A 20,765-nucleotide genomic window follows, 5' to 3' on the forward strand; every position below is an offset into this window, starting at 1 on the left:
GCCCGCACAGAACCCCTCCGCGCATTGGCATCTGTGGCGGATTGTGATATCGTCAAGCCATAGACAACTGTCATTCCAATCAGAAGTGAGGAATTGCATTGACCATTACCATCTTGTTGTTTGCCGGACTGGCCGAGCGGGCACATACTCGCGAGATCCGGCTGACTTTGCCGGAGCCAGCAACCGTTCGCGACCTGCTGCAAGCAGTGAAAGCGCAGTATCCGGCTCTCGCGCCGCTTGTCGACAGCTGTTTTGTCTCCCTGAATCACGAGTACGCTGCTCCTGATCGCGTTATCAGCCCGGAAGACGAAATCGCCCTCCTGCCTCCTGTCAGCGGCGGCGAAGAAGTACCTCGCTTTGCGATTACCCGGGAGCCGCTGTCTGCGGACAAGCTTGTCAGGCTGGTGAGCAACCCGCATGCGGGCGCGATCCTGACGTTTGTCGGAACCGTTCGCGAATTTACGCACGGACAGCGCACGGTCTACCTGTCCTATGAAGCGTACGAACCGATGGCTGTAGAAAAAATGAAGCAGGTGGCTGCCGAGATCGAGCAGCGCTGGCCCGGCGCCCAGGTCGCCATGCACCACCGCATCGGCGACCTGGCCGCAGAGGAGATCGCCGTCGTCGTCGCAGTGGCAACGGCGCACCGCAACGAGTCTTTTGAAGCCGGCCGTTACGCCATCGAAAGGCTAAAGCAAATCGTCCCCATCTGGAAAAAAGAGATCTGGGAGGACGGCAGCGAATGGAAGGGCCATCAGCAGGGCCCTTGGAATCCGCTTGCGGCGTACGAAGGAAAGGAGGAGTAACCGCTTTGGATACACGTTATTCCCGCCAGATTCTGTTTCATCCGATCGGGCGGAGCGGACAGGAAAAACTGTTGCAAAGCCGCGTCGCCATCGTCGGGATGGGGGCGCTCGGCACGGTGCTGTCCAATCATATGGTTCGCGCCGGAGTAGGCTTTGTTCGCCTCATTGACCGCGATTTCGTCGAGCCGAGCAACCTGCAGCGGCAAATGCTCTACGACGAGTCAGACGCCGCCCAGCATTTGCCAAAAGCCATCGCGGCGCATGCCAAGCTGACGAAAATCAACTCGGAGGTCACGATTGAACCGATCGTCGCCGATCTGTCTGCCTACAACGCCGAGGAGCTTTTGCGCGACGTCGATCTCGTGCTGGATGCCACCGACAACTTTCAGGTGCGCTATCTGGTCAACGACGTGTGCGTGAAGCACGGAATTCCCTGGGTGTACGGCGGCGCGGTGAGCGCGACGGGCACGTTTACGACCATCCGCCCCGGCGTCACGCCATGTTTGCGCTGCCTGTTCCCCGAGGCGCCGAATCCGGGGGAAATGCCGACCTGCGATACCGCGGGGGTCATCGGTCCGATCATCCATATCGTCGCTTCCTATCAGGCGACGGAAGCGTTCAAGCTGCTGGTCGGGGCAACGGATGCGCTCAATCCGAACCTGGAGCATTTTGAAATCTGGCAAAATCGCCATCAGCAAATCAAGGTGGCAAATGCCCGGCGCAGCGATTGTCCGACATGCGGCAAGCATGAGTATGCGTTTTTGCAGCCGGAGACACTGGAGGGACAAGCGGTTTCGCTCTGCGGGCGAAACACGGTGCAAATCTCGCCGGGCGCTTCTGCCACTCTCGATCTGGACGCCCTGGCAGAGCGACTTGCTCCGCTCGGGGAGCTGGAGCAAAACAAATTTTTGCTCCGCTTTCATGTCGATTCGTACACGCTCGTCGCCTTCCCGGACGGACGCGTGCTCGTCCAGGGAACGGATGAGCTCAGCGTGGCCCGTTCGCTGCATGCGAAGTACATTGGGGCGTAGACGAAAACCGCGCAAACCAACCATTGCCCATGCGAACAAGACCTTGAGGGTTGTCGGTCCTCAAGGTCTTGTCTCATGATAGCCCCCCATCCACGTAACCGTAAACGTCGTCCCCCGCCCCTGCTCGCTTTGCACGGAGATCGTCGCCTGATGCAGATCGAGAATTTTTTTCACGATCGACAGCCCGAGACCGCTGCCGCCCTTGGCGCGGTTGCGCGACTTGTCTTCCTTGAAAAAGCGTTCAAAAATCCGCTCCAGATTTTCCTTTGCGATCCCGATGCCCGTATCGGAAATTTGCACCTGCACGCCCCCGGCAAGCGCGCGCAGCTTGACGCTGATTGTGCCGCCCGGCTCCGTGAACTTGATGCTGTTGCTGAGCAGGTTGTTCCACACCTGGCTCATCATGTCTTCGTCTGCGACGATTTCCGCTTTTTCCAGCTCGATCTCCATTTCGATCTCTTTTTCCAGCCAGAGCGGCTCACAGGCCAAAATGATGTTGCGCAGCTGGTGGTCCAGCCGATAGCGCTTGCGCTCGACCGGATGGTGCCTGCCTTCCAGCGCCGTGAGCTTCAGCAGATTGTCGCTGATTTTGGACAGACGCTTGCTCTCCGTCTCAATGATCTCCAGATAGTGCCGACGCTCCGCCAGGCTCAGGCTCTCGTTTTGCAGGGCGCGGGCAAATCCGCTGATCGAGGTCAGCGGCGACTGGATTTCGTGGGAAACGTTGGAGATGAACTCCTGGCGCATCTGCTCCATCGCCTGCAACTGCTCGGCCATATGGTTGATGCCCTCCACCAGCTGCCCCCATTGACGCTCCATTTTCACATCCAGGTTGACGTTGAAGTCGCCCTTGGCGATGCGCCTCAAGGCGTCCATGAGCATCTGAAACAATTCGACATGCCGCGGGCGGATAAAGTGGGAGAACGTGAAGCCGGCGAGAATAAAAAAGAAAAAGCTCGCGACAGTGTGGACCAGCGCCTGCACAAAATCGCCCGGCGCAAGCCCCGTAAAGCGGTAAAAGACGACTGCGCTCCAGTAAGCCGCTGCCCCGCAGGCGATCAGCAGAGCAACGATCCCGACCGTCGCAAAAAGCTTCCACCCGATGTGCTTGTGCAACGGCAGCTCTCGCCTTTGTTTGTGCCTTGGCTGTTGATCTGGCGTTCTGCTCATTTGTCTACCTCCAGGCGGTAGCCGAGTCCGCGCACGGTGCGAATCCGAAAGCCGTACTCCCCTTCCGGAAAGCGCTCCCGCAAGCGGTTGATATGCACGTCAACCGTCCGCTCGTTGCCTTCAAAGTCGAAGCCCCAGATTTGCTCGATCAGCTGCTCTCGCGGGATCGTTTGGCCCGGGTAGCTTGCGAGTTTGAACAATAGCTCGAACTCTTTTAACGGAATCGTCCACGAACGGTTGTCCTGCACGATCTCAAACGTTTTGCGATCGAGCTGCAACCGTCCCGCCTGTACTTTGTGCGACGCTGCGATCTTGTAGCGTTTGAGCAGCGCCTTTACCCGCACCACCAGCTCCGCAGGCTCAAACGGCTTGACGAGGTAGTCGTCCGTCCCCAGTTCGAACCCTTTGATTTTTTGCGCCGTCTCGCCCTTGGCCGTCAGCATGAGCAGCGGGATATCGTAATGCGCGCGCAGCTGCCGACACAGCTCCCAGCCATCCATCTGCGGCATCATGATGTCGAGCACGACCAGGTCCGCACCGGACGACTCCATTTTTTCCAGCGCCTCGACCCCGTTCTCCGCCTCGACGGTTTCGAACCCGTCGTTATGCAAAAAGACGCGCACCAGTTCGCGAATGTGCGGGTCGTCATCCACGATCATGATTCTGGTCATGTCCTCAGCATCCTTTCTGTCCCTTCTGTTCTCAGCAATTGCTGGCTGGCCAGCTCCCGGTACATGTCGTGCGATTCAAACAGCTGCTCGTGCGTCCCTATGCCCGTAACTTTTCCTTTTTCCAAAAAGATGATCTGGTCCGCGTCCACCACAGTCGACAGCCGATGCGCAATGACGATCGTCGTGCGTCCCTTCATGAGGTTTTGCAGCGCTTTTTGCACGATGATTTCCGATTTGCTGTCGAGGCTGGCCGTCGCCTCGTCGAGCATCAAAATGTGCGGATCGCGCAGCAGGGCGCGGGCGATGCCGATGCGCTGGCGCTGTCCGCCGGAGAGCTTGACGCCCCGCTCGCCCACCTGCGTCTCGTAGCCGTCCGGCAGTTCGGCGATGAACGGATCTGCGTACGCCATGGCAGCAGCCCGCTTTACTTCTGCCTCCGTCACCTCGCGGGAGATGCCGTAGCAGATGTTTTCCCGGATCGTGCCGGCGATCAGCGGGCTTTCTTGTGAAACATAGCCGATTTGGCTGCGCCAGGACGCCAGGGAAAACGTGTCGATCGGGTCGCTGCCCAGCCTGATGACGCCGCTTTGCGGCTTGTAAAAGCGCTCGATCAGGGCAAACAAGGTCGTTTTGCCGCTGCCGCTAGGCCCGACGATCGCACTTACCTTCCCGGCCGGGATCGTGAAGCTGACGTCTTCGAGAATGGGTTCCCCGTTTTCATAGGCAAAGCTCACGTTCTCCACCACAAGCGGCAAGGCGGCATTTTGCACCGTCCGTCCGCTCTGATGATCCTCCTCCGGCTCCTCCAGTGTCGCAATGATTCGCTCTGTCGCGCCCATCGCTTTTTGCAGCTGGGTGAAAAATTGGGTGAATTGCCCCATCGGCATGATGATTTGCACCAGGTACAAAATAAAGGCCACAAGCTCACCAGCGGAGAGAGCTCCCGACGCCACGCGCATTCCGCCGTAGCCCATAATGACGACGAGTAACACCATCAGCACAAACGAAATCAATGGCGCGATCATCGCCTGTACCTGGCCTTCCTTCAAGCCGAAGCGAAGCAGGTTGGCAATCCCTTTTTTCCCTGCCTCGTACTCGTGCGGCTCCGCATTCGACGCCTTGACGAGCCGCACTTCCGACAATACCTGATTCATGATCGTCGTAAAACGCGCCGTCTCATCCTGTAGCCCCTTGGAAATCTTGTACATCTGTCTGCCCAGTGGCATGAGAATGGCCGCCGAGAGCGGAACGGCGATGAGCATCACGAGCGTCATCTGCCAGTCCAGGTAAAGCAGAGTGGCCACGGAGCCGATAATCGCGATGATGCCGGTAAAAAAGTTGGCGAGATGGTCGCTGATGAGTCCTTTGACGACGCCTGTGTCGTTCGTCATCCGGCTGATCGTCTCTCCTGTCCGATGGTTGTCGTAATAGGAGACAGGCAGGACGAGCAGCTTTTTCCACAACCGGTCCCGCAGAGCTGCGACGATGCTCTGGCCGACGTGGTTGAGCAAGTAAATGGACAGTCCGCTGGCAATAGCCTGCGCGATGAACGCGACCAGCAGAAGCACGATTTGACCCTGACTGATCGAGGAGAGCGTGAAGCTGTCCACCAGGTCTCTCGTAAACAGGGGAACGGCCAGGCTGACCAGTGTCGTGGCCACGCTCATGAACAGCGCCACCCCGATTTTCAGCTTGGACGGCTTGGTCTGCCTGATTAATTGAAAAAACGGGCGCCAATTGCCCAGTGTTGCCCGCTTGTCGTCAGGTTGTGCTCTCATCTATTTTCCTCCTTCTTTCTATACGTAGGCGCGTTTTCTTTCTTCTGCCCCTTTTTTGCTGACAAGAGAACCATAGCGAATGAATGTAAACGAAATATAAACGGGATAATACATGAAGTCTGGATTTTTTTCCTTCATTAAATACAGAGGCATACAAGCAGGTCTATTTTTTCTCCCATGATTTTTGTATATAAATGATGAATTTGGGGTAGAAGACGAGCAACAAATCGAGTATAATAAATGCGTAATAAGAGAAACGAAACCGCGTTTCACCAGACGAAACCCCAAGTGACAATAGGGAGGTTGTATACATTGGCTAAACAAGATGCTTACAAAGTGAAATCTTCCCTACAAGTAGGCGACAAGTCTTTCACCTATTATCGCCTGCAAGGATTGGAAGAACAAGGAATCGGCGACGTTTCCAAGCTGCCGTTCTCGATTAAAGTTCTGCTTGAGGCCGCCGTACGTCAGTTCGATGGCCGCGCGATCACAAAAGAACACGTACAACAACTGGCGAACTGGACAAAAGGCCGCGACGAAAACCAAGAAGTGCCGCTCATGCCGGCTCGTATCGTCCTGCAAGACTTCACCGGTGTACCGGCTGTCGTTGACCTGGCTGCAATGCGTATCGCCATGAAGCGCGCTGGCGGAGATCCAAAACGAATCAACCCGCTCGTACCGGTTGACCTCGTGATCGACCACTCCGTCATGGTTGACGACTTCGGTAACGCGAATGCCCTGAACAACAACATGAAGCTCGAATTCGAACGCAACCAAGAGCGCTACCGCTTCCTGCGCTGGGCGCAAACAGCGTTTGACAACTTCCGTGCCGTTCCTCCAGCTACGGGTATCGTTCACCAGGTAAACCTGGAGTATCTGGCGACTGTCATCGCGACCCGCGAAGTAGACGGCGAACTGGTTGCCTTCCCTGACTCTCTCGTAGGTACCGACTCCCACACTACCATGATTAACGGTCTTGGGGTTCTCGGCTGGGGTGTTGGCGGTATCGAGGCAGAAGCAGGCATGCTCGGCCAACCGCTGTATTTCGTAACGCCAGAAGTCGTTGGTTTCAAATTGACTGGTACGCTGAATGCCGGTGCGACTGCAACCGACCTCGCGCTGACTGTTACGCAAATGCTGCGCAAAAAAGGCGTAGTCGGGAAATTCGTGGAGTTCTACGGTCCTGGCCTGTCCAACATCTCACTTGCTGACCGCGCTACTGTAGCCAACATGGCTCCTGAGTACGGTGCTACCATGGGCTTCTTCCCGGTAGACGCTGAAACGCTCAACTACTTGCGCCAAACAGGCCGCAGCGAAGATCTGATCGCCCTCGTAGAAACATATACAAAGGCACAAGGTCTGTTCCGTACCGACGACACGCCAGACCCGATCTTCTCCGAGACATTGGAACTGGATCTGTCCACCGTCGTACCGAGCCTGGCTGGTCCAAAACGCCCGCAAGACCGCGTAGAACTGACTGCGATGAAGGAATCCTTCAACAACAGCCTGCGCACACCGATCGACAAAGGCGGCTTCGGTCTCTCCGAAGAGAAAATCGCCGCAAGCGCACCGGTTACGTATGCGAACGGGGAAACCGCTACGCTGAAAACAGGTTCTGTCGTCATCGCTGCGATTACGTCCTGTACCAATACATCAAATCCTAGCGTCATGCTGGGTGCAGGTATCCTGGCCAAAAAAGCAGTGGAAAAAGGTTTGAAAAAGCCTCCTTTCGTGAAAAGCTCCCTGGCTCCAGGTTCCCGTGTCGTTACGCAATACCTGACAGACGCTGGTCTGATTGATTCGCTGAATGCGCTCGGATTCAACGTAGTCGGCTACGGCTGCACCACTTGCATCGGTAACTCCGGTCCATTGCCAGAGGAAACCAGCAAAGCAATTGCAGAGCAAGACCTGACGGTAGCAGCGGTCCTGTCCGGTAACCGCAACTTCGAAGGCCGTATCCATGCCCAGGTAAAAGCGAACTACCTCGCTTCTCCTCCATTGGTGATCGCTTACGCACTGGCGGGTACGGTAGACATCGACCTGACAACCGAGCCAATCGGTACTGGCAAAGACGGTCAGCCTGTCTACCTGAAAGACATCTGGCCAACTCCGCAAGAAATCGCGGAAGCCATGGGGAAAGCGATGAACCCAGACCTGTTCCGTACCGAGTACGGTCAAGTATTCACGCAAAACGAAGCCTGGAACAAAATCGACGTTCCAACTGGCGACCTGTATGAATGGGATGAAAAATCCACCTACATCCAGGAGCCGCCATTCTTCAAAAACCTGACTGGCGACATCGGCTCCATCGATGAGATCGTGGCTGCCAGAGCAATCGCTCTGTTTGGCGACTCCGTGACAACGGACCACATCTCGCCAGCCGGTAACATCTCGCCTACTAGCCCTGCGGGTCTGTATCTGCAAGCAAACGGCGTAGAGCGCAAAGACTTCAACTCCTACGGCGCTCGCCGTGGTAGCCATGACGTGATGATGCGCGGTACATTTGCCAACATCCGCATCCGCAACCAAGTGGCTCCTGGCACAGAGGGCGGTGTAACCAAATACTTGCCAACCGGCGAAGTCATGTCCATCTACGATGCTTGCATGAAGTATCAAGCAGACGGTACTCCGCTCGTGGTACTGGCCGGTAAAGAGTACGGTACAGGTTCTTCCCGCGACTGGGCAGCAAAAGGTACGTTCCTGCTCGGCATCAAAGCGGTAATCGCAGAAAGCTTCGAGCGTATCCACCGTGCGAACCTCGTAGGTATGGGCGTTCTGCCTCTGCAATTCGCCGACGGCCAAAGCTGGAAGTCCCTGGGCATCGACGGTACAGAAACCTTCAACATTCTGGGTCTCTCCGACGATGTGCAACCAGGCCAGCGCGTGAAAGTAGAAGCAACCCGCCAAGACGGCAGCAAGTTCGAGTTCGACGTCATCGTTCGTCTCGACTCCATGGTAGACGTTGACTACTACCGCAACGGCGGTATTCTGCAAACCGTTCTGCGCCAGCTGCTGGACGAAGGCAAACCAGTAAACGCGTAAGCATACAAAACCAAACAAGTTCGAAACAGCACCCACCCAAAAGGGCAGACTCCGAGTGTCTCGGCAGTCTGCCCTTTTTTTCTGTCATGCTGCCGGGCTTCCCGCTTTCCTTGGCCGCCCGGCTTTTTCCTTATCCTCGCTACCTGATCTGTGTCTCGCTGCCCCGCGCAAACTGGCTGTTGTACAAATCCGCGTAGAAACCGCCCTGCGCCAGCAGCTCTTCGTGCGTGCCCTGCTCGATCACCGCTCCGTTGTTCATGACGAGGATCAGATCGGCGTCGCGAATCGTCGAGAGGCGATGGGCGATTACAAAGCTCGTGCGCCCCTTCATCAGTCCCGCCATCGCTTGTTGAATCAACAGCTCTGTCCGGGTGTCGACGCTGCTCGTCGCCTCATCCAGAATCAAAATGGCCGGGTCGGCGAGGAACGCCCGCGCGATGGTCAACAGTTGCTTTTGTCCCTGGGAGATGTTCGACGCTTCTTCATTCAGCACCGTTTCGTATCCTTCCGGCAAGGTCCGCACAAAATGGTCTGCGTGTGCGGCCTTCGCCGCCCGTACGATCTCCGCTTCGCTCGCCCCCGCTCTGCCGTAGGCGATGTTTTCCTTGATCGTGCCGTTGAACAGCCACGTATCCTGCAACACCATCCCGAACTGGCTGCGCAGCTCGCCGCGCGGCAGGTCGCGAATATCGCGGCCGTCAATCGTAATCCGTCCGCCGTCAATCTCGTAAAAGCGCATCAGCAGGTTGACCAACGTCGTCTTTCCAGCGCCAGTGGGACCGACGATGGCGACCGTCATGCCTGGCTTCACGTCGAGATTCATATCCGTGATGAGCGGTTCGCCTTCCTTGTAGCCAAACGAGACGTGCTCAAACCTCACATGCCCTTGCATGCGGGTTGAGACAGCGGCGGAAGCGGCATCGGCTTCTTCCTCCGGCGCATCGAGCACTTCAAAAATGCGCTCCGCCGAGACGAACGTGGACTGAATAATGTTGGCAATGTTTGCCGTCTGCGTGATCGGCTGGGAAAACTGCTGGGCGTACTGGATAAACGCCTGCACATCCCCGATGGCGATGCTGCCGCGCGTAACGAGCACGCCGCCCACTACGCAGACGAGCACGAAGCCGATATTGCCGACGAACATCATCAGCGGCATCATGATTCCGGCGATAAACTGCGCCTTCCAGCCAGACTGGTACAGCTTTTCGTTGATCGCGTCGAACGTTTCGATGGCGCTCTTCTCCCGGCCGAACGCCTTGACGATCCTGTGGCCCGTGTACATCTCTTCGACGTGTCCGTTCAGTTCGCCGAGCGCCTGCTGCTGCCCTTTGAAGTGCGGCATGGAACGCGACGCCACCTGCTTGATCGCCACGGCGCTGAGCGGCAAGGTCACAAGCAAGATGACCGTCATCAGCGGACTGATCGAAAGCATCATCGCAATGACGCCGACCAGCGTAATGATCGAGGTTATCATCTGCGTCAGACTTTGTTGCAGCGTGCCGCTGATCGTATCCACGTCATTGACGACCCGGCTCATGATTTCGCCGTGCGTTCGCTCGTCGAAGTATTTCAGCGGCAGTCTCGCCAGCTTCTCGTTGACTTCCTTGCGCAGCGCATAGACGGTCTTTTGCGCGACTTTCGCCATCACATACTGCTGGATATAAGCGAACAGCGCGGAGAACAAATACAGCCCGATCAGGGTCAAAATGATTTGCCAAATAGCGCCAAAGTCAAACGTTGCGCCCGGCACTCCCTTCAACTTGCCCATGAACCCGGCAAAAATCGTCGTCGTCGCATCCCCTAAGAGCTTCGGACTGAGAATGGCGAAGACGGTGCTTGCCGCTGCCGTCACAAAGACGATGAACAGCCGAAAGCGATGCGGCTTCAAATAGCCGAGCAGGCGGCGCAGCGTGCCTTTGAAATCTTTGGCCTTTTGCCCGGGCATCGTCAGCATCCCCGGCCCGCCAAAGCCCATCGGACGCTGCCCTCCCGGCCCTGGCCCCGCTCCCGGTCTTCCCTGGGGAGGACGTGGTTGGCCTTCACTCATGCGATTTCCTCCTCCGTTAGCTGGGATTTAACGATCTCCTGGTACACGCTACAGGTGGCGAGCAGCTCGCGGTGTGTACCGATCCCTGCCACTTTGCCTTCCTCCAGCACGATGATCTGGTCGGCGTCCATCACGGTATTGACCCGCTGCGCGACGATGATGACCGTCGCGCCCCCTGTCTCCTGCTTCAAGGCAGCCCGCAGGTTGGCATCTGTCTTGAAGTCGAGGGCGGAAAAGCTGTCGTCAAAAATGTACACCTCCGGCTTGCGGACGAGTGCACGGGCGATGGAGAGGCGCTGCTTTTGCCCGCCTGACAGGTTCTGGCCGCCTTGGGCGAGGACGGTATCCAGCCCGTCCGGCATGTTCGCGATAAACTCGGCCGCCTGCGCCACGCTTGCGGCATGGCGGACTTCCTCGTCTGTCGCCTCCTCTTTTCCGTAGCGGATGTTGTCCGCGATCGTCCCCGTAAACAGCAGCGCCTTTTGCGGAACAAAGCCGATGCGGGAACGCAGCTCGCTTTGCGGCCACTCGCGCACATCGACGCCACCGACGCGCACGCTGCCGGACTCGACGTCATAGAAGCGCGGGATCAGACTGACGAGCGTGGTTTTCCCCACACCTGTCCCTCCGATGATCGCCGTCACCTGACCGGATCTGGCAGTAAAAGAAAGCTCAGACAGCGCAGGCTTCTCTGCGCCGGGATAGCGAAACGTCACCTGTTCGAAATCGACTTGCCCGCCTTTTCCCGCGCCAGATGAATCAGGCTGCTCCCTGTCGGCAATGATCGGCTCGGTCGCGAGCACCTCGTGAATGCGCGCTGCCGCAGCCGAAGCTCTCGGCACCATGCTGAACATCATCGACGCCATCATCAGCGAAAACAAGATTTGCATCGCATACTGCAAAAAGGCCATCAGGTCGCCTACCTGCATGTGTCCGGCGCTGATCCGCAAGCCGCCAAACCAGATAATGGCAATCGACGTGACGTTCATCATCAGCATCATGGCAGGCATCATCCCCGCCATGATCTGGTTGGCTTTGATCGCCGTCGCCGTCAAATCCTCATTGGCGCGGTCAAACCGCTCCCGCTCGTGTTCGATCCGGTTGAACGCCCGCACGACGCGGATTCCGGTCAACGACTCGCGCAGCACCAGGTTCAGCCTGTCGATTTTGCCCTGCATCGCCTGGAAGTGGGGAATTCCTTTTGAGCCGATCCAAAAAATCGCCAAGGCCAAAATCGGAATCGCCACGATGATGACGAGAGACAGCTCCGCGTCCTTCGACAGCGCCATGATAATTCCGCCAAAACACATCATCGGCGCCATCACCAGCATCCGCAGCATCATGTTCAGCACTTGCTGGACTTGCGTAATGTCATTCGTCGTCCGGGTAATCAGCGAGGCCGTCCCGTGCTTGTCGAACTCCTGCAACGAAAACCGTTCAATGTGGCTGAATACGCTGCTGCGCAGCCGCATGCCAAAGCCGGAAGCAGAGCGGGAAGCCAGGTAGCTGGCGGCGATGGACAAAGCGGCCGCAACGGCGGATACGAGCAGCATCCAGCCTCCGGTTCTCCAGATATAGGCCGTGTCTTCCTTGACGATCCCTTCGTTGACGATATGGGACATCAGGTTTGGCAAATATAAATTCGCCAGCGATTGCAGCAACATAAACAACATCGTCATGACGACCATCGAGCGGTATGGCCGCAAAAAACGCAATAATTTCAGCAAACAAATCCTCCTCTTGCTTGATAGGCTGCGGTGGCGGCTGCCCTCACGCCCGCATCATCGCGACGCACGATTCTGTCGCCGCCTCGATGTCCGGCGCGAGCAGCTGCTTGACCTGCTCCATGTCGTGTCCTTCCGCGAGCAAGCTTCTTTTTTTCCGCTGCAAAAAACCCATGGCGTGCATCATGGCTCCCCAATATTGCTCCGCGAGCAGCTCCGGCTCCATCCGGCGAATCTCGCCTGTCTCCATCCCCCGGCGCAACGTCTCCACCAGTACCTGCAAATTGTTGTCGTGCCACATCAGCGTCTTCAGCTCTTCGTCCGTGAACAGCTCGCGCAAGTCGTGCCGCATGCGGAAAAAGAACATGACGTGCAAGGAGCTTTCAAACAGATTGTGGAACATGCCGTGCGCGAATTGCCGACACAGTTCTCCCGCCGTTCCCGCCTGGGAAAAATGATGGCGGGTGTGCTTGTTGGAGAGCTGGAACATATGCGCAAACAAATCGCGAAACAGCGAGCGCTTGTCTTTGTAGTAGTAATACACCAGACCTCTGGCCACGCCGGCACGCAGCGCGACGTCCTTGATGTCTGCGGCCGCGTATCCTTTTTCCACGTAAACAGCAAGGGCGCCCTGCATGATCGCTTCTTTGCGCTGGACGCGGATTTCTTCATTCTGCTCCTTTGAGCGAGGCACGAGCTGCTCCCTCCTTTTTCATTGACTTTCGTGTCAGTCAAACTATAAGTCTCCTGCCAGCCAGTGTCAAGAGGCGAATGTCGGGCCTTGGTTTCAAACGAATGCATGTTCTCTCCCGCCTTGAGCCACCTTATGCATAAGGAGGGATTCCGTGATGAGCGAGAAAAGCTTTGAGCAAGTTTACGCCGACTACAAAGCGGCAGGCGAGCAGCAAACGTTGCAGGAAAGCGCAGGAGCGAAAAAAGTCCTATCGCCTGATTCAGACAAAGAGCAGATCGTCGCCGTGCGCAAAAACGATGACGGGGACTTGATCGCCTTTCGCACAAACAAAGGGCGGGAGCTGGATTACGTCACCGCCTTGCAGGAAGCAAAAGCGGGACAACTTGCGCACGTAGACGTGTTTCACAAATACGGACGGGATATTTTGCGCAGCGAGCCGGACGGTATTAAAGAAAACAATCTGGACCAGTTGCCCATTTTTTGACCACAGAAAAAAAGCGCTCAGGCTGGCGAGCGCCGCTTGGCGTTGCAGGGGCAGGCTGGTTGGCTAAGCGAACTGTTTTTTTATGGGTGCTTTGGAATCGGCCACGCCTAAGTAGCCCGGAAGACGAATACTTATGAGAAGAGAGTATGCATGACATTCTTTCCAAAGGGAAAACAAGGCTTTCCATTTTGTTTTTGGGGAGGTACCCGTCATGAAGAAACCGTTTCGCGAAACGTGGATTGAGGTCAACCTGGATGCCATCAAAGGAAACATCCGCGCCATTCGCCGCCATATTCCGAAGCAGACGAAGATCATGGCCGTCGTCAAAGCGAACGCCTATGGCCACGGCTCCGTGGGAGTGGCCCGATACGCTCTGGAGTACGGAGCGAGTGCGCTCGCCGTCGCCATGCTGGAGGAAGGCATCGTCTTGCGGCAGGCGGGAATTACTGCCCCCATCCTCGTCCTGGGCTTTACTCCGCTCTCCCGCGTCAAGGAAGCTGGGGCCTGGAATATCGAGTTGTCGGCCTTCCAGGTGGAATGGATCAAGGAAGCGCAAAAAATCGTCAAATCGACCCCGTTTGCCAGCCGCCTACCTATCCATATCAACATGGACACCGGCATGGGCCGCCTGGGCGTTCGGACAAAAGAAGGCGTGCTGTCTGTCGTCAAAGCGCTGGAAGCAAGTCCCGATCTGGAATGGAAAGGAATCTTCACCCACTTTTCCACGGCAGATGAGCCGGACCACACGTTGACCAAGCTGCAGCATGAGCTGTTCGTGAACGCGCTGCGCTATCTGGAAGAGCACGGCTTCAAGCTGCCCACTGTGCATATGTGCAACACCGCCGCTGCCATCGCTTTTCCCGAGTACAGCGCCGATATGATCCGGCTGGGCATCGGCATGTACGGTCTGTATCCATCGGCCTATATCAAGGAACTGAACCGCGTCAAGCTCGTGCCTGCGCTCACCTTGAAATCGCGTTTTTCCAACGTGAAAACGATGCAGTCAGAGCCGTACACGATCAGTTATGGAGCGACGTACATAGCGAAGCAAGGGGAAGTCATCGGAACGGTTCCGATCGGCTACGCGGACGGTTACTCGCGTGCACTGTCCAACCGCGGCGCTGTGCTGTATTGCGGCAAACGGCTGCAGATTGCCGGGCGCGTGACGATGGATCAGCTGATGGTCAGCCTCGGCGTTGGCGAGAGCGAAGCAAAGCAGGGAGAGGAGGTCGTGCTGTACGGCCAGCAGGACACCGCGGAGATTACTGTCGATGAAGTTGCGGAAATGCTCGGAACGATCAACTATGAGGTCGTCGCTACTTTGAGCCACCGCATTCCTCGCCTGTTTTTGGAAAAAGGTAAGGTCGTGGAGATGACCCATTTGCTGCCAAAAGGATAACCACATCCGCTCTCCCCCTCATGCCCGGCGTCTGCCGGTTCGCGAGGGGGAGATTTTTTCTGAGGGCATTCGTGGAATAATTTAGCGGCGGCGGCAAAAAATAAAACAACGATATTCATGGAAGGAATGGGAGCATGAAGTCGAAGTGGACATCCGCCATCCTTTCGTTGCTTATGCTCAGCTTGCCACTCAGCGGCTGCAAGCCTGGCGAAAAATTGCACATTCAGGAGAAAAGTCTTCCCGCTCCGCTCTTGACCGAGCAAGCGGAAACAACGCCAGGGGAAAAGCCGGTTGTACTCATCCTCATCGACTCGTTAATGGACAAGCCGTTGCAGGAGGCGATCCGTCAGGGCCGTGCTCCTGCCCTGGCCTTTTTGCGGGAAAAGGGGCACTACTTCCCCCGAGTCGTCAGCTCATTCCCCACGATGTCCGTGACGATCGACAGCACCTTGCTGACGGGGACCTACGCTGACCAGCATCACGTGCCGGGTCTGTCCTGGTACAGCGAACAAGAAAAGCGGATGGTTTATTACGGCTACGGTCCAAAAGAAGCGATGAAAATCGACCAGCCGCAGGTGCTCTTGGATGCGATTCAGCAGTTGAACCAAAGCCAGCTGAATCCACAAGTACAAACGATCCACGAAGCGCTTGCCGAGCAAGGAAAAGACTCGGCTTCGATCAATGCGATCGTCTGGCGGGGCAAAACGGAGCATACCTTGCAAATCCCGCACCTGATCGAAATTGCCGCACAGCTGCCGGAAGAATTGCGCGTAACCGGGCCGAAGCTACTGTCTTACGCCGCTTTTGCCCAGCTCGATCCGAACCAGAAGCGCCATACCCGCATTTGGCGCAAATACGGAATGAACGACGAATTTTCCGCCCAGGAGACGGCTTTTCTCATCGCGCATGACAGGCTGCCCCCGCTCACGATCACGTACTTGCCGGAAAATGACATGGAGGTACACGGCAAAGGACCACTGACGATGGAAGGCATTGAACATGCCGACAAGGCGCTGCAAACCATTCTCGATGCATTTGGCTCGTGGGACCAGGCCGTGGAGCAGGTGCGCTGGATCGTCATGGGCGACAGCGCCCAAAACGCGGTGCAGGACGAGCGGCAAGCGGCGACAATTGATTTGCCCGGCTTGCTCGCCCCGTACCGGATCGCCCCGATCAGCCGGCCGCCGCAGACCAGCGACCAGATTGTCATCGCAGCCAATGAGCGGATGGCGTACGTGTACGCGCTCGATCCGCAGTTGCCCCTCTCTGCCGTCGCCGCGCAGCTACAGCGTGAGCCGCGGCTGGATGTGATCGCGCGAAAAGACGGACAGTCGATTGTCATCACGGCAGGAGGCAGCAACAAACGGGTGACGTACAAGCCAGGCGGTCCGCTCCAGGACGAGTACGGACAGACATGGACGGTCACAGGCGATCCGAAAGTGCTGGACATGACCGTGAGCAAAAAGCGGCTCACGTACGGAAAGTACCCGGATGCTTTGGCCCGGCTGTACGGAGCCATGAACTCCCACCCCGGAAGATACATCATCGCCACTGTGCAGCCCGGCTACGAGCTGATGGCGGAAAGCTCTCCTATGCATCTCGGCGGCGGCGCTCACGGCTCGCTGCATGAAGCGGATTCACTCGTCCCGCTGCTTGTCACCGGCACCGATTCCCGTCCGAAGTCGCTGCGCATCGTCGACCTCAAGGAATGGCTGCTGCGCCTGGTCAACACCAAAGACTAGGCGGATGCCGCTCTAGTCTTTGGTGATCCGCTGTCTGGCCGATTCCCGTTTGCCTGTTGCGGGAACAAGCTCTCCCACTTCTCCCAAACCGAAAACAGGCATGTTGACGTACACACACTCGTAATGGCCCGCTTCCACCAGGTACGTCTCATGGTAAATCCCTACCGAGCCGCTTGCGCCCACTGCCTGATTGAACGCTCTCCACGCCTTCAGATGCAGGGGGCCATGCGCGTACTTTTCCAAATGCTCAAACGAACGCCAATATTGAATCTGGGTAATCGTGCGCAGGCTCACGCTGGATCGGCTGCCCAAAAAGCCAAGCTCGGGATGCCGATACAACTCCTCCATCATGTTACCCATTGCCCGGGCCATCGGGACCCATTTGTGGACGGCCCAAAGCTGGTTGATCCGCATACCGATGATGAACACCACGTACGACCCTTCCAAAGTGGCTGTGTACCGTCCAGGCATTACTTTTGCCATCGCGATCTCTCCTACTTGGTCAAAGATTTGAGATGAAGCTCATAGCACGCCATAAAATCGTCCGACCGGAACAAATGCGCAGTCAAATACGCCCCGTAAAACATGGAGAACAACAGCACGACAGCCTGCTCCTCGCTGACATCGGCTGCCAGCTGTCCGTCCTCGCGCGCTTCCCGCACACAGCGGGCAAAAATCTGGTGCAAGTCCGTACTGCCCATAGCCGCCCTGTCCTCCACGTCCGGGAACAGCAAAGCCAGCTCCGCCTCTGACAGCGGGGGAACAGACGGGTGCATTTTTTGCTCGGCGAGAAAGCTAATCAGGCTGAGCATGATTCCGGGATACTTCCCGCTTTCCTCCGCCACCATGGAAAAGACGTGGCGCACCGCAGCAAAGCCGCGCTTCCCGTTGGCTACCAGCTCGCAGTAGCAGCGAGCCTGCCAGACGCTCATGAAATAGATGAGCAGCTCCTCTTTTTGTGGAAAAAACTTAAAGAATGTCACCTTCGATACTTCCGCCCGCTCGCATATATCGTCGACGAGTACGCTGCGAAACGTTCCGTCGCCGATGAGGGCCAGTGCTGCTTCCAGCAGGGCGAGCTTTGTTTTTGCTTTTTTCTTTTCCCGCAACGAAATGGTTTCCGCCATAGTTCCCTCTCTTTCCCTATCCAGTTGTATCCAAGCAGCATCATAGCACATTAGTTAACCTGAGTAAAGTTATTTATCTCAGTAAAGTTACTCAAGCCATTGGCGCCGCCTGCGTTGCCCGAATGGCAGCACAAAAAAGCCAACACGCTTGCTGCTTGCAGCGTGTTGGCTTTTTGGCTATTTCATCATTTTTCCCATGCGATAGGCAGCTTCCATGATGTAAGGAGCGTACTCGCTCATTTTTTCCGGGGTGAGGCGATTGGATGGGCCGGACGCGGCGATGGATGCCACCAGCTGTCCATTGCGGTTGAAGACTGGCGCCGCGACTGCCGCTGTTCCCAGCTCCCGCTCTTCCACGCTGGTTGCAAAGCCTTGTCTTCTGATCTGGTCCAGCTGCTCGACGTACGCTTCCCGATTCACGTATTCCGGCCAGTTTGCATCGTTCAGGACTTGCTCCAGCACATACGGCTCGGCATAGGCGACCAACACCTTGCTGGACGCCCCGACGGCCAGCGGCATGCGCGCCCCGATCGGCGCGACCCTGCGAATCGGCTGTCGACTTTGGACAGCCTGAATGCGTATCCGCTCGTTTCCATCCCGCACGTACAGACTGATCGTTTCCTCAACCAAATCCCGCAGTCGCTCCATCTCGGGCAACAGCAGCGTGGCCGGATCATCATTATGCGTCAAGTTGGCGGAAAGCTCCCAAATGCGAAAGCCTAACCGATATTTTTCCGTCTGGACATCACGGATGAGAAACCCCTTGTTTTCCAGCGTTGCCAGCAAACGATGCACCGTGCTTTTGTGCAAGGAAAGCCGGCTCGATATCTCACTAAGCCCAAGGTCTGTGGCGTCCGTAAAACAGAGCAGGATATCCAAAGCACGCTCGACGGAGCGAACGTTTGCTTTTTGTTCATCCATTTGTTCTTACACCTGCTTCCTACTTGGTTCCGTTCGTTTCATCTGATGAAACAAAGATCTACTTTTCAGTATACAAAAATTAAAAGCATAGTAAAGAGCGAATCTTCCCCCGTCCAGACAAAGGCACCGGAAAAGGGGCACATCCCGTTGTCTCTCGCTAGACATACGGGACAGCCCCCTACTGATTTGGCGTTTTTGGCGTTGGTTGTTTCGCGAGGTTTGTCAGAAAGCGAAGTTGTCCGGATCGGGCCCAAAGCGCTTGTTCTCATTCAGCGCATTGATTTTTTCCACGTCCTCGGCACTCAGCGAAAAGTCAAAGACTTGCGCGTTCTGCACGATGCGCTCCGGCGTAACGGACTTCGGAATGGTGACCACCTTGTTTTCCAAATCCCAGCGAATGACGATTTGCGCGGGCGACTTGCCGTATTTTCGTCCCAGTTCCGCCAGCAGCGGATGATCGAGGTTCCCTTGCATCAGCGGGCTCCACGCCTCCAACTGGATGCTTCTCTCCTTGCAATACGCGTGCAGCTCTTTTTGCGTGAGCAGCGGATGGTACTCGACCTGGTTGACCACAGGCGTAATCTCGCTGTGCTTTTTCAGCTCCTCCAGATGGTGAATGTGAAAATTGCTCACGCCGATCGCGCGGACGTATCCATCGCGGTACAGCTTCTCCAGCGCTCTCCACGTCTCCACAAACTTGTCTTTGACCGGCCAGTGGATCAGATACAGGTCAAGCGTGTCCAGACCCAGCTTTTTCAGGCTTGCGTCGAAAGCCTTGAGGGTCGACTCGTAGCCTTGGTCGGCGTTCCACACCTTTGTCGTGATGAACAGCTGGTCGCGGTCGATTCCCGCCTGGCGGATTCCTTCGCCTACGCCTTCCTCGTTGCTGTAGACAGCAGCGGTGTCCACACTGCGGTAGCCGGCCTCAATCGCCGTGCGAACGGCCACGGTTTCCTGGCCGCCTTTTACTTTCCAGACGCCCAGACCCAGCCAGGGCATTTCCACTCCGTTGTTCAAAACGGAACGATCTGTGATTTGTGCTGTCATCCGATCTCCTCCCGATTCACGCTTTTTATGTACGGATTATGAGGAAAGTATATCACAGGTTGAGCGATCGGAGAACTCACCTATCCCCTTTTGGAAACCAACGATCTCCCTCAACCATTAGGGGGCTTCGCTCAGTGCCAGCCTTCGACGCACTGCTGAATGTACTGCACGGATTGAGCGTTCAAATAACGGTCCTCGATCAAAAGCGGCAAAAAGCGCGACTGCCTTTTCAGATAGTCGCCGACGATGCTGGTGCATACGATCAGCCTGGGCTTGGCCGAAAGAAGTTCATCCAACGAGGACGGGTATTCCATCGAGCCGATCTGTAGCTCCAGATGCGTCATCCCCGCATTGACGATGGATTGACGGAAGTTATAGGCGCCCTCCCATGTCGTGCCGCCGATGCCCACCAGACTGCCAGGCGGCAGCTGTTGCAGCTCGCGGATCGACTGGAGATTCGATTCCAGCAAACAGCCGATCACCTTCGGCACATGGCAGTCCCCGAGACTGTCCAACCATTTTTGCACCTCTTCTATGTGTAAAAATGTCGTGACGACGAGATCGTAATAGCCGTTGCGGATGCTGCTTGCAAACCGCTCCAGGTCTTTAAGCAGGCATGGCTTGACCGTGTAGCCTGTCGCCTTTTCCAGCTCGACCGCGTATTCCTGCACCTGCACCACATTGCACTCGGCAAACAGGATGGTCGGCTTCGCCCGGTCCTGCGTCTTTGGCAAAAGCGACTGTCTCGCCTCCTTCGGAACACGCGGCAAGCCCTTCTGTTCCCGTTGCGCTGCCGCGCTCGCGGGTTCTGGCTGGCCGCTCTTTTTCGTCGGGAGCTGGTCGGCAATCAGCACCGCCCCCGTATCGTCCAGCACCACATAGCCTTCTGCTTCCAGCGCCGCATACGCATCTTCGACCGTCTGTTGACGCAAACGTAAAAAACCGGACAGTTCCCGGATTGTCGGCAATTTGTCAGGTGACTGATAAATTCGTTGCTCCATCAAATTTTTTAATTGTTCCTTCAATTGAACAAAGACGGGAATGGCGGATGAACCATGGACAGACTTCTGCATCGAATCACC

At 56.5% G+C, this 20,765-nt stretch carries 17 protein-coding genes; 6 read left to right on the top strand and 11 right to left on the bottom strand.

Annotated features, from left to right (window positions below; genetic code table 11):
• Nucleotides 1-98: 98 nt before the first annotated feature.
• The gene (locus tag ACTHO6_RS07035) at nucleotides 99-806 is read left to right on the top strand and encodes a molybdenum cofactor biosynthesis protein (protein WP_440240800.1); all 708 of its coding nucleotides are present in this window, start codon (nucleotides 99-101) and stop codon (nucleotides 804-806) included.
• Nucleotides 807-811: 5 nt separating this feature from the next.
• The gene (locus tag ACTHO6_RS07040; protein WP_440240801.1) at nucleotides 812-1,837 is read left to right on the top strand and encodes a ThiF family adenylyltransferase; all 1,026 of its coding nucleotides are present in this window, start codon (nucleotides 812-814) and stop codon (nucleotides 1,835-1,837) included.
• A gap of 60 nt (nucleotides 1,838-1,897) precedes the next feature.
• On the opposite strand, the gene ACTHO6_RS07045 is transcribed toward ACTHO6_RS07040, so the two are convergent.
• From ACTHO6_RS07045 to ACTHO6_RS07055, 3 genes are read right to left on the bottom strand one after another with little or no spacing between them, the layout of a single operon-like run.
• Nucleotides 1,898-3,007: a sensor histidine kinase gene (locus ACTHO6_RS07045; RefSeq protein ID WP_440240802.1), complete on the bottom strand. Its 1,110-nt coding sequence runs from the start codon at nucleotides 3,005-3,007 to the stop codon at nucleotides 1,898-1,900.
• Entirely contained in the window at nucleotides 3,004-3,678 is a 675-nt protein-coding gene (locus ACTHO6_RS07050; RefSeq protein ID WP_440240803.1) for a response regulator transcription factor, read from the bottom strand. Before ACTHO6_RS07050 ends, ACTHO6_RS07045 begins: the two co-directional genes overlap by 4 nt.
• Complete coding sequence (locus ACTHO6_RS07055) at nucleotides 3,675-5,456, bottom strand: ABC transporter ATP-binding protein (protein WP_440240804.1); 1,782 nt, start codon at nucleotides 5,454-5,456, stop codon at nucleotides 3,675-3,677. The genes ACTHO6_RS07050 and ACTHO6_RS07055 overlap by 4 nt, the downstream gene beginning before the upstream one ends.
• A gap of 312 nt (nucleotides 5,457-5,768) precedes the next feature.
• Here ACTHO6_RS07055 and acnA point away from each other — a divergent pair, with 312 nt between their 5' ends.
• Nucleotides 5,769-8,498 carry an aconitate hydratase AcnA gene (acnA, locus tag ACTHO6_RS07060; RefSeq protein ID WP_440240805.1) on the top strand — a complete coding sequence of 910 codons (2,730 nt, stop codon included), beginning with the start codon at nucleotides 5,769-5,771 and terminating at the stop codon, nucleotides 8,496-8,498.
• A gap of 139 nt (nucleotides 8,499-8,637) precedes the next feature.
• Here the strand turns inward: acnA and ACTHO6_RS07065 are convergent, their stop codons facing one another.
• The 3 genes from ACTHO6_RS07065 to ACTHO6_RS07075 all read right to left on the bottom strand — a co-directional run bounded on the left by ACTHO6_RS07065 (nucleotide 8,638) and on the right by ACTHO6_RS07075 (nucleotide 12,963).
• Nucleotides 8,638-10,473, bottom strand: coding sequence for an ABC transporter ATP-binding protein (locus tag ACTHO6_RS07065; protein WP_440240998.1), 1,836 nt, complete (start codon nucleotides 10,471-10,473; stop codon nucleotides 8,638-8,640).
• Between the two features lie 68 nt (nucleotides 10,474-10,541).
• Entirely contained in the window at nucleotides 10,542-12,272 is a 1,731-nt protein-coding gene (locus ACTHO6_RS07070; protein ID WP_440240806.1) for an ABC transporter ATP-binding protein, read from the bottom strand.
• Nucleotides 12,273-12,315: 43 nt separating this feature from the next.
• Nucleotides 12,316-12,963: a TetR/AcrR family transcriptional regulator gene (locus tag ACTHO6_RS07075; RefSeq protein WP_440240807.1), complete on the bottom strand. Its 648-nt coding sequence runs from the start codon at nucleotides 12,961-12,963 to the stop codon at nucleotides 12,316-12,318.
• Between the two features lie 154 nt (nucleotides 12,964-13,117).
• Here ACTHO6_RS07075 and ACTHO6_RS07080 point away from each other — a divergent pair, with 154 nt between their 5' ends.
• The 3 genes from ACTHO6_RS07080 (at nucleotide 13,118) to ACTHO6_RS07090 (ending at nucleotide 16,588) form a co-directional block, all read left to right on the top strand.
• Nucleotides 13,118-13,447 carry a DUF3892 domain-containing protein gene (locus ACTHO6_RS07080; protein ID WP_440240808.1) on the top strand — a complete coding sequence of 110 codons (330 nt, stop codon included), beginning with the start codon at nucleotides 13,118-13,120 and terminating at the stop codon, nucleotides 13,445-13,447.
• Between the two features lie 211 nt (nucleotides 13,448-13,658).
• Nucleotides 13,659-14,846 carry an alanine racemase gene (gene alr, locus ACTHO6_RS07085; protein WP_440240809.1) on the top strand — a complete coding sequence of 396 codons (1,188 nt, stop codon included), beginning with the start codon at nucleotides 13,659-13,661 and terminating at the stop codon, nucleotides 14,844-14,846.
• A gap of 134 nt (nucleotides 14,847-14,980) precedes the next feature.
• Nucleotides 14,981-16,588 carry an alkaline phosphatase family protein gene (locus ACTHO6_RS07090; protein ID WP_440240810.1) on the top strand — a complete coding sequence of 536 codons (1,608 nt, stop codon included), beginning with the start codon at nucleotides 14,981-14,983 and terminating at the stop codon, nucleotides 16,586-16,588.
• A 12-nt stretch (nucleotides 16,589-16,600) separates the two neighbouring features.
• Here the strand turns inward: ACTHO6_RS07090 and ACTHO6_RS07095 are convergent, their stop codons facing one another.
• From ACTHO6_RS07095 to ACTHO6_RS07115, 5 genes are all read right to left on the bottom strand, one after another.
• Nucleotides 16,601-17,071 (bottom strand): DUF4188 domain-containing protein, encoded by a 471-nt coding sequence (locus ACTHO6_RS07095; protein ID WP_440240811.1) that lies wholly within the window; start codon nucleotides 17,069-17,071, stop codon nucleotides 16,601-16,603.
• Between the two features lie 11 nt (nucleotides 17,072-17,082).
• Nucleotides 17,083-17,715 (bottom strand): TetR/AcrR family transcriptional regulator, encoded by a 633-nt coding sequence (locus tag ACTHO6_RS07100; protein ID WP_440240812.1) that lies wholly within the window; start codon nucleotides 17,713-17,715, stop codon nucleotides 17,083-17,085.
• Nucleotides 17,716-17,892: 177 nt separating this feature from the next.
• Nucleotides 17,893-18,636 carry an IclR family transcriptional regulator gene (locus ACTHO6_RS07105; protein WP_440240813.1) on the bottom strand — a complete coding sequence of 248 codons (744 nt, stop codon included), beginning with the start codon at nucleotides 18,634-18,636 and terminating at the stop codon, nucleotides 17,893-17,895.
• A 222-nt stretch (nucleotides 18,637-18,858) separates the two neighbouring features.
• On the bottom strand, nucleotides 18,859-19,683 hold the full coding sequence (locus tag ACTHO6_RS07110; RefSeq protein ID WP_440240814.1) for an aldo/keto reductase: 825 nt from the start codon (nucleotides 19,681-19,683) through the stop codon (nucleotides 18,859-18,861).
• A gap of 131 nt (nucleotides 19,684-19,814) precedes the next feature.
• Nucleotides 19,815-20,756: a GntR family transcriptional regulator gene (locus tag ACTHO6_RS07115; RefSeq protein WP_440240815.1), complete on the bottom strand. Its 942-nt coding sequence runs from the start codon at nucleotides 20,754-20,756 to the stop codon at nucleotides 19,815-19,817.
• Nucleotides 20,757-20,765 lie beyond the last annotated feature (9 nt).

The organism is Brevibacillus sp. SAFN-007a (genome assembly GCF_051967035.1).
Classification (GTDB): Bacteria; Bacillota; Bacilli; order Brevibacillales; family Brevibacillaceae; genus Brevibacillus.

What these genes read in the sequence shown, in the direction of transcription:
- ACTHO6_RS07105 (WP_440240813.1), bottom strand. Translation starts at nt 18,636, where the DNA reads ATGGATGAACAAAAAGCAAACGTTCGCTCCGTCGAGCGTGCTTTGGAT.
- ACTHO6_RS07055 (WP_440240804.1), bottom strand. Translation starts at nt 5,456, where the DNA reads ATGAGAGCACAACCTGACGACAAGCGGGCAACACTGGGCAATTGGCGC.
- ACTHO6_RS07045 (WP_440240802.1), bottom strand. Translation starts at nt 3,007, where the DNA reads ATGAGCAGAACGCCAGATCAACAGCCAAGGCACAAACAAAGGCGAGAG.
- ACTHO6_RS07050 (WP_440240803.1), bottom strand. Translation starts at nt 3,678, where the DNA reads ATGACCAGAATCATGATCGTGGATGACGACCCGCACATTCGCGAACTG.
- ACTHO6_RS07095 (WP_440240811.1), bottom strand. Translation starts at nt 17,071, where the DNA reads ATGGCAAAAGTAATGCCTGGACGGTACACAGCCACTTTGGAAGGGTCG.
- ACTHO6_RS07090 (WP_440240810.1), top strand. Translation starts at nt 14,981, where the DNA reads ATGAAGTCGAAGTGGACATCCGCCATCCTTTCGTTGCTTATGCTCAGC.
- ACTHO6_RS07065 (WP_440240998.1), bottom strand. Translation starts at nt 10,473, where the DNA reads ATGGGCTTTGGCGGGCCGGGGATGCTGACGATGCCCGGGCAAAAGGCC.
- ACTHO6_RS07100 (WP_440240812.1), bottom strand. Translation starts at nt 17,715, where the DNA reads ATGGCGGAAACCATTTCGTTGCGGGAAAAGAAAAAAGCAAAAACAAAG.
- ACTHO6_RS07080 (WP_440240808.1), top strand. Translation starts at nt 13,118, where the DNA reads ATGAGCGAGAAAAGCTTTGAGCAAGTTTACGCCGACTACAAAGCGGCA.
- alr (WP_440240809.1), top strand. Translation starts at nt 13,659, where the DNA reads ATGAAGAAACCGTTTCGCGAAACGTGGATTGAGGTCAACCTGGATGCC.
- ACTHO6_RS07110 (WP_440240814.1), bottom strand. Translation starts at nt 19,683, where the DNA reads ATGACAGCACAAATCACAGATCGTTCCGTTTTGAACAACGGAGTGGAA.
- ACTHO6_RS07115 (WP_440240815.1), bottom strand. Translation starts at nt 20,756, where the DNA reads ATGCAGAAGTCTGTCCATGGTTCATCCGCCATTCCCGTCTTTGTTCAA.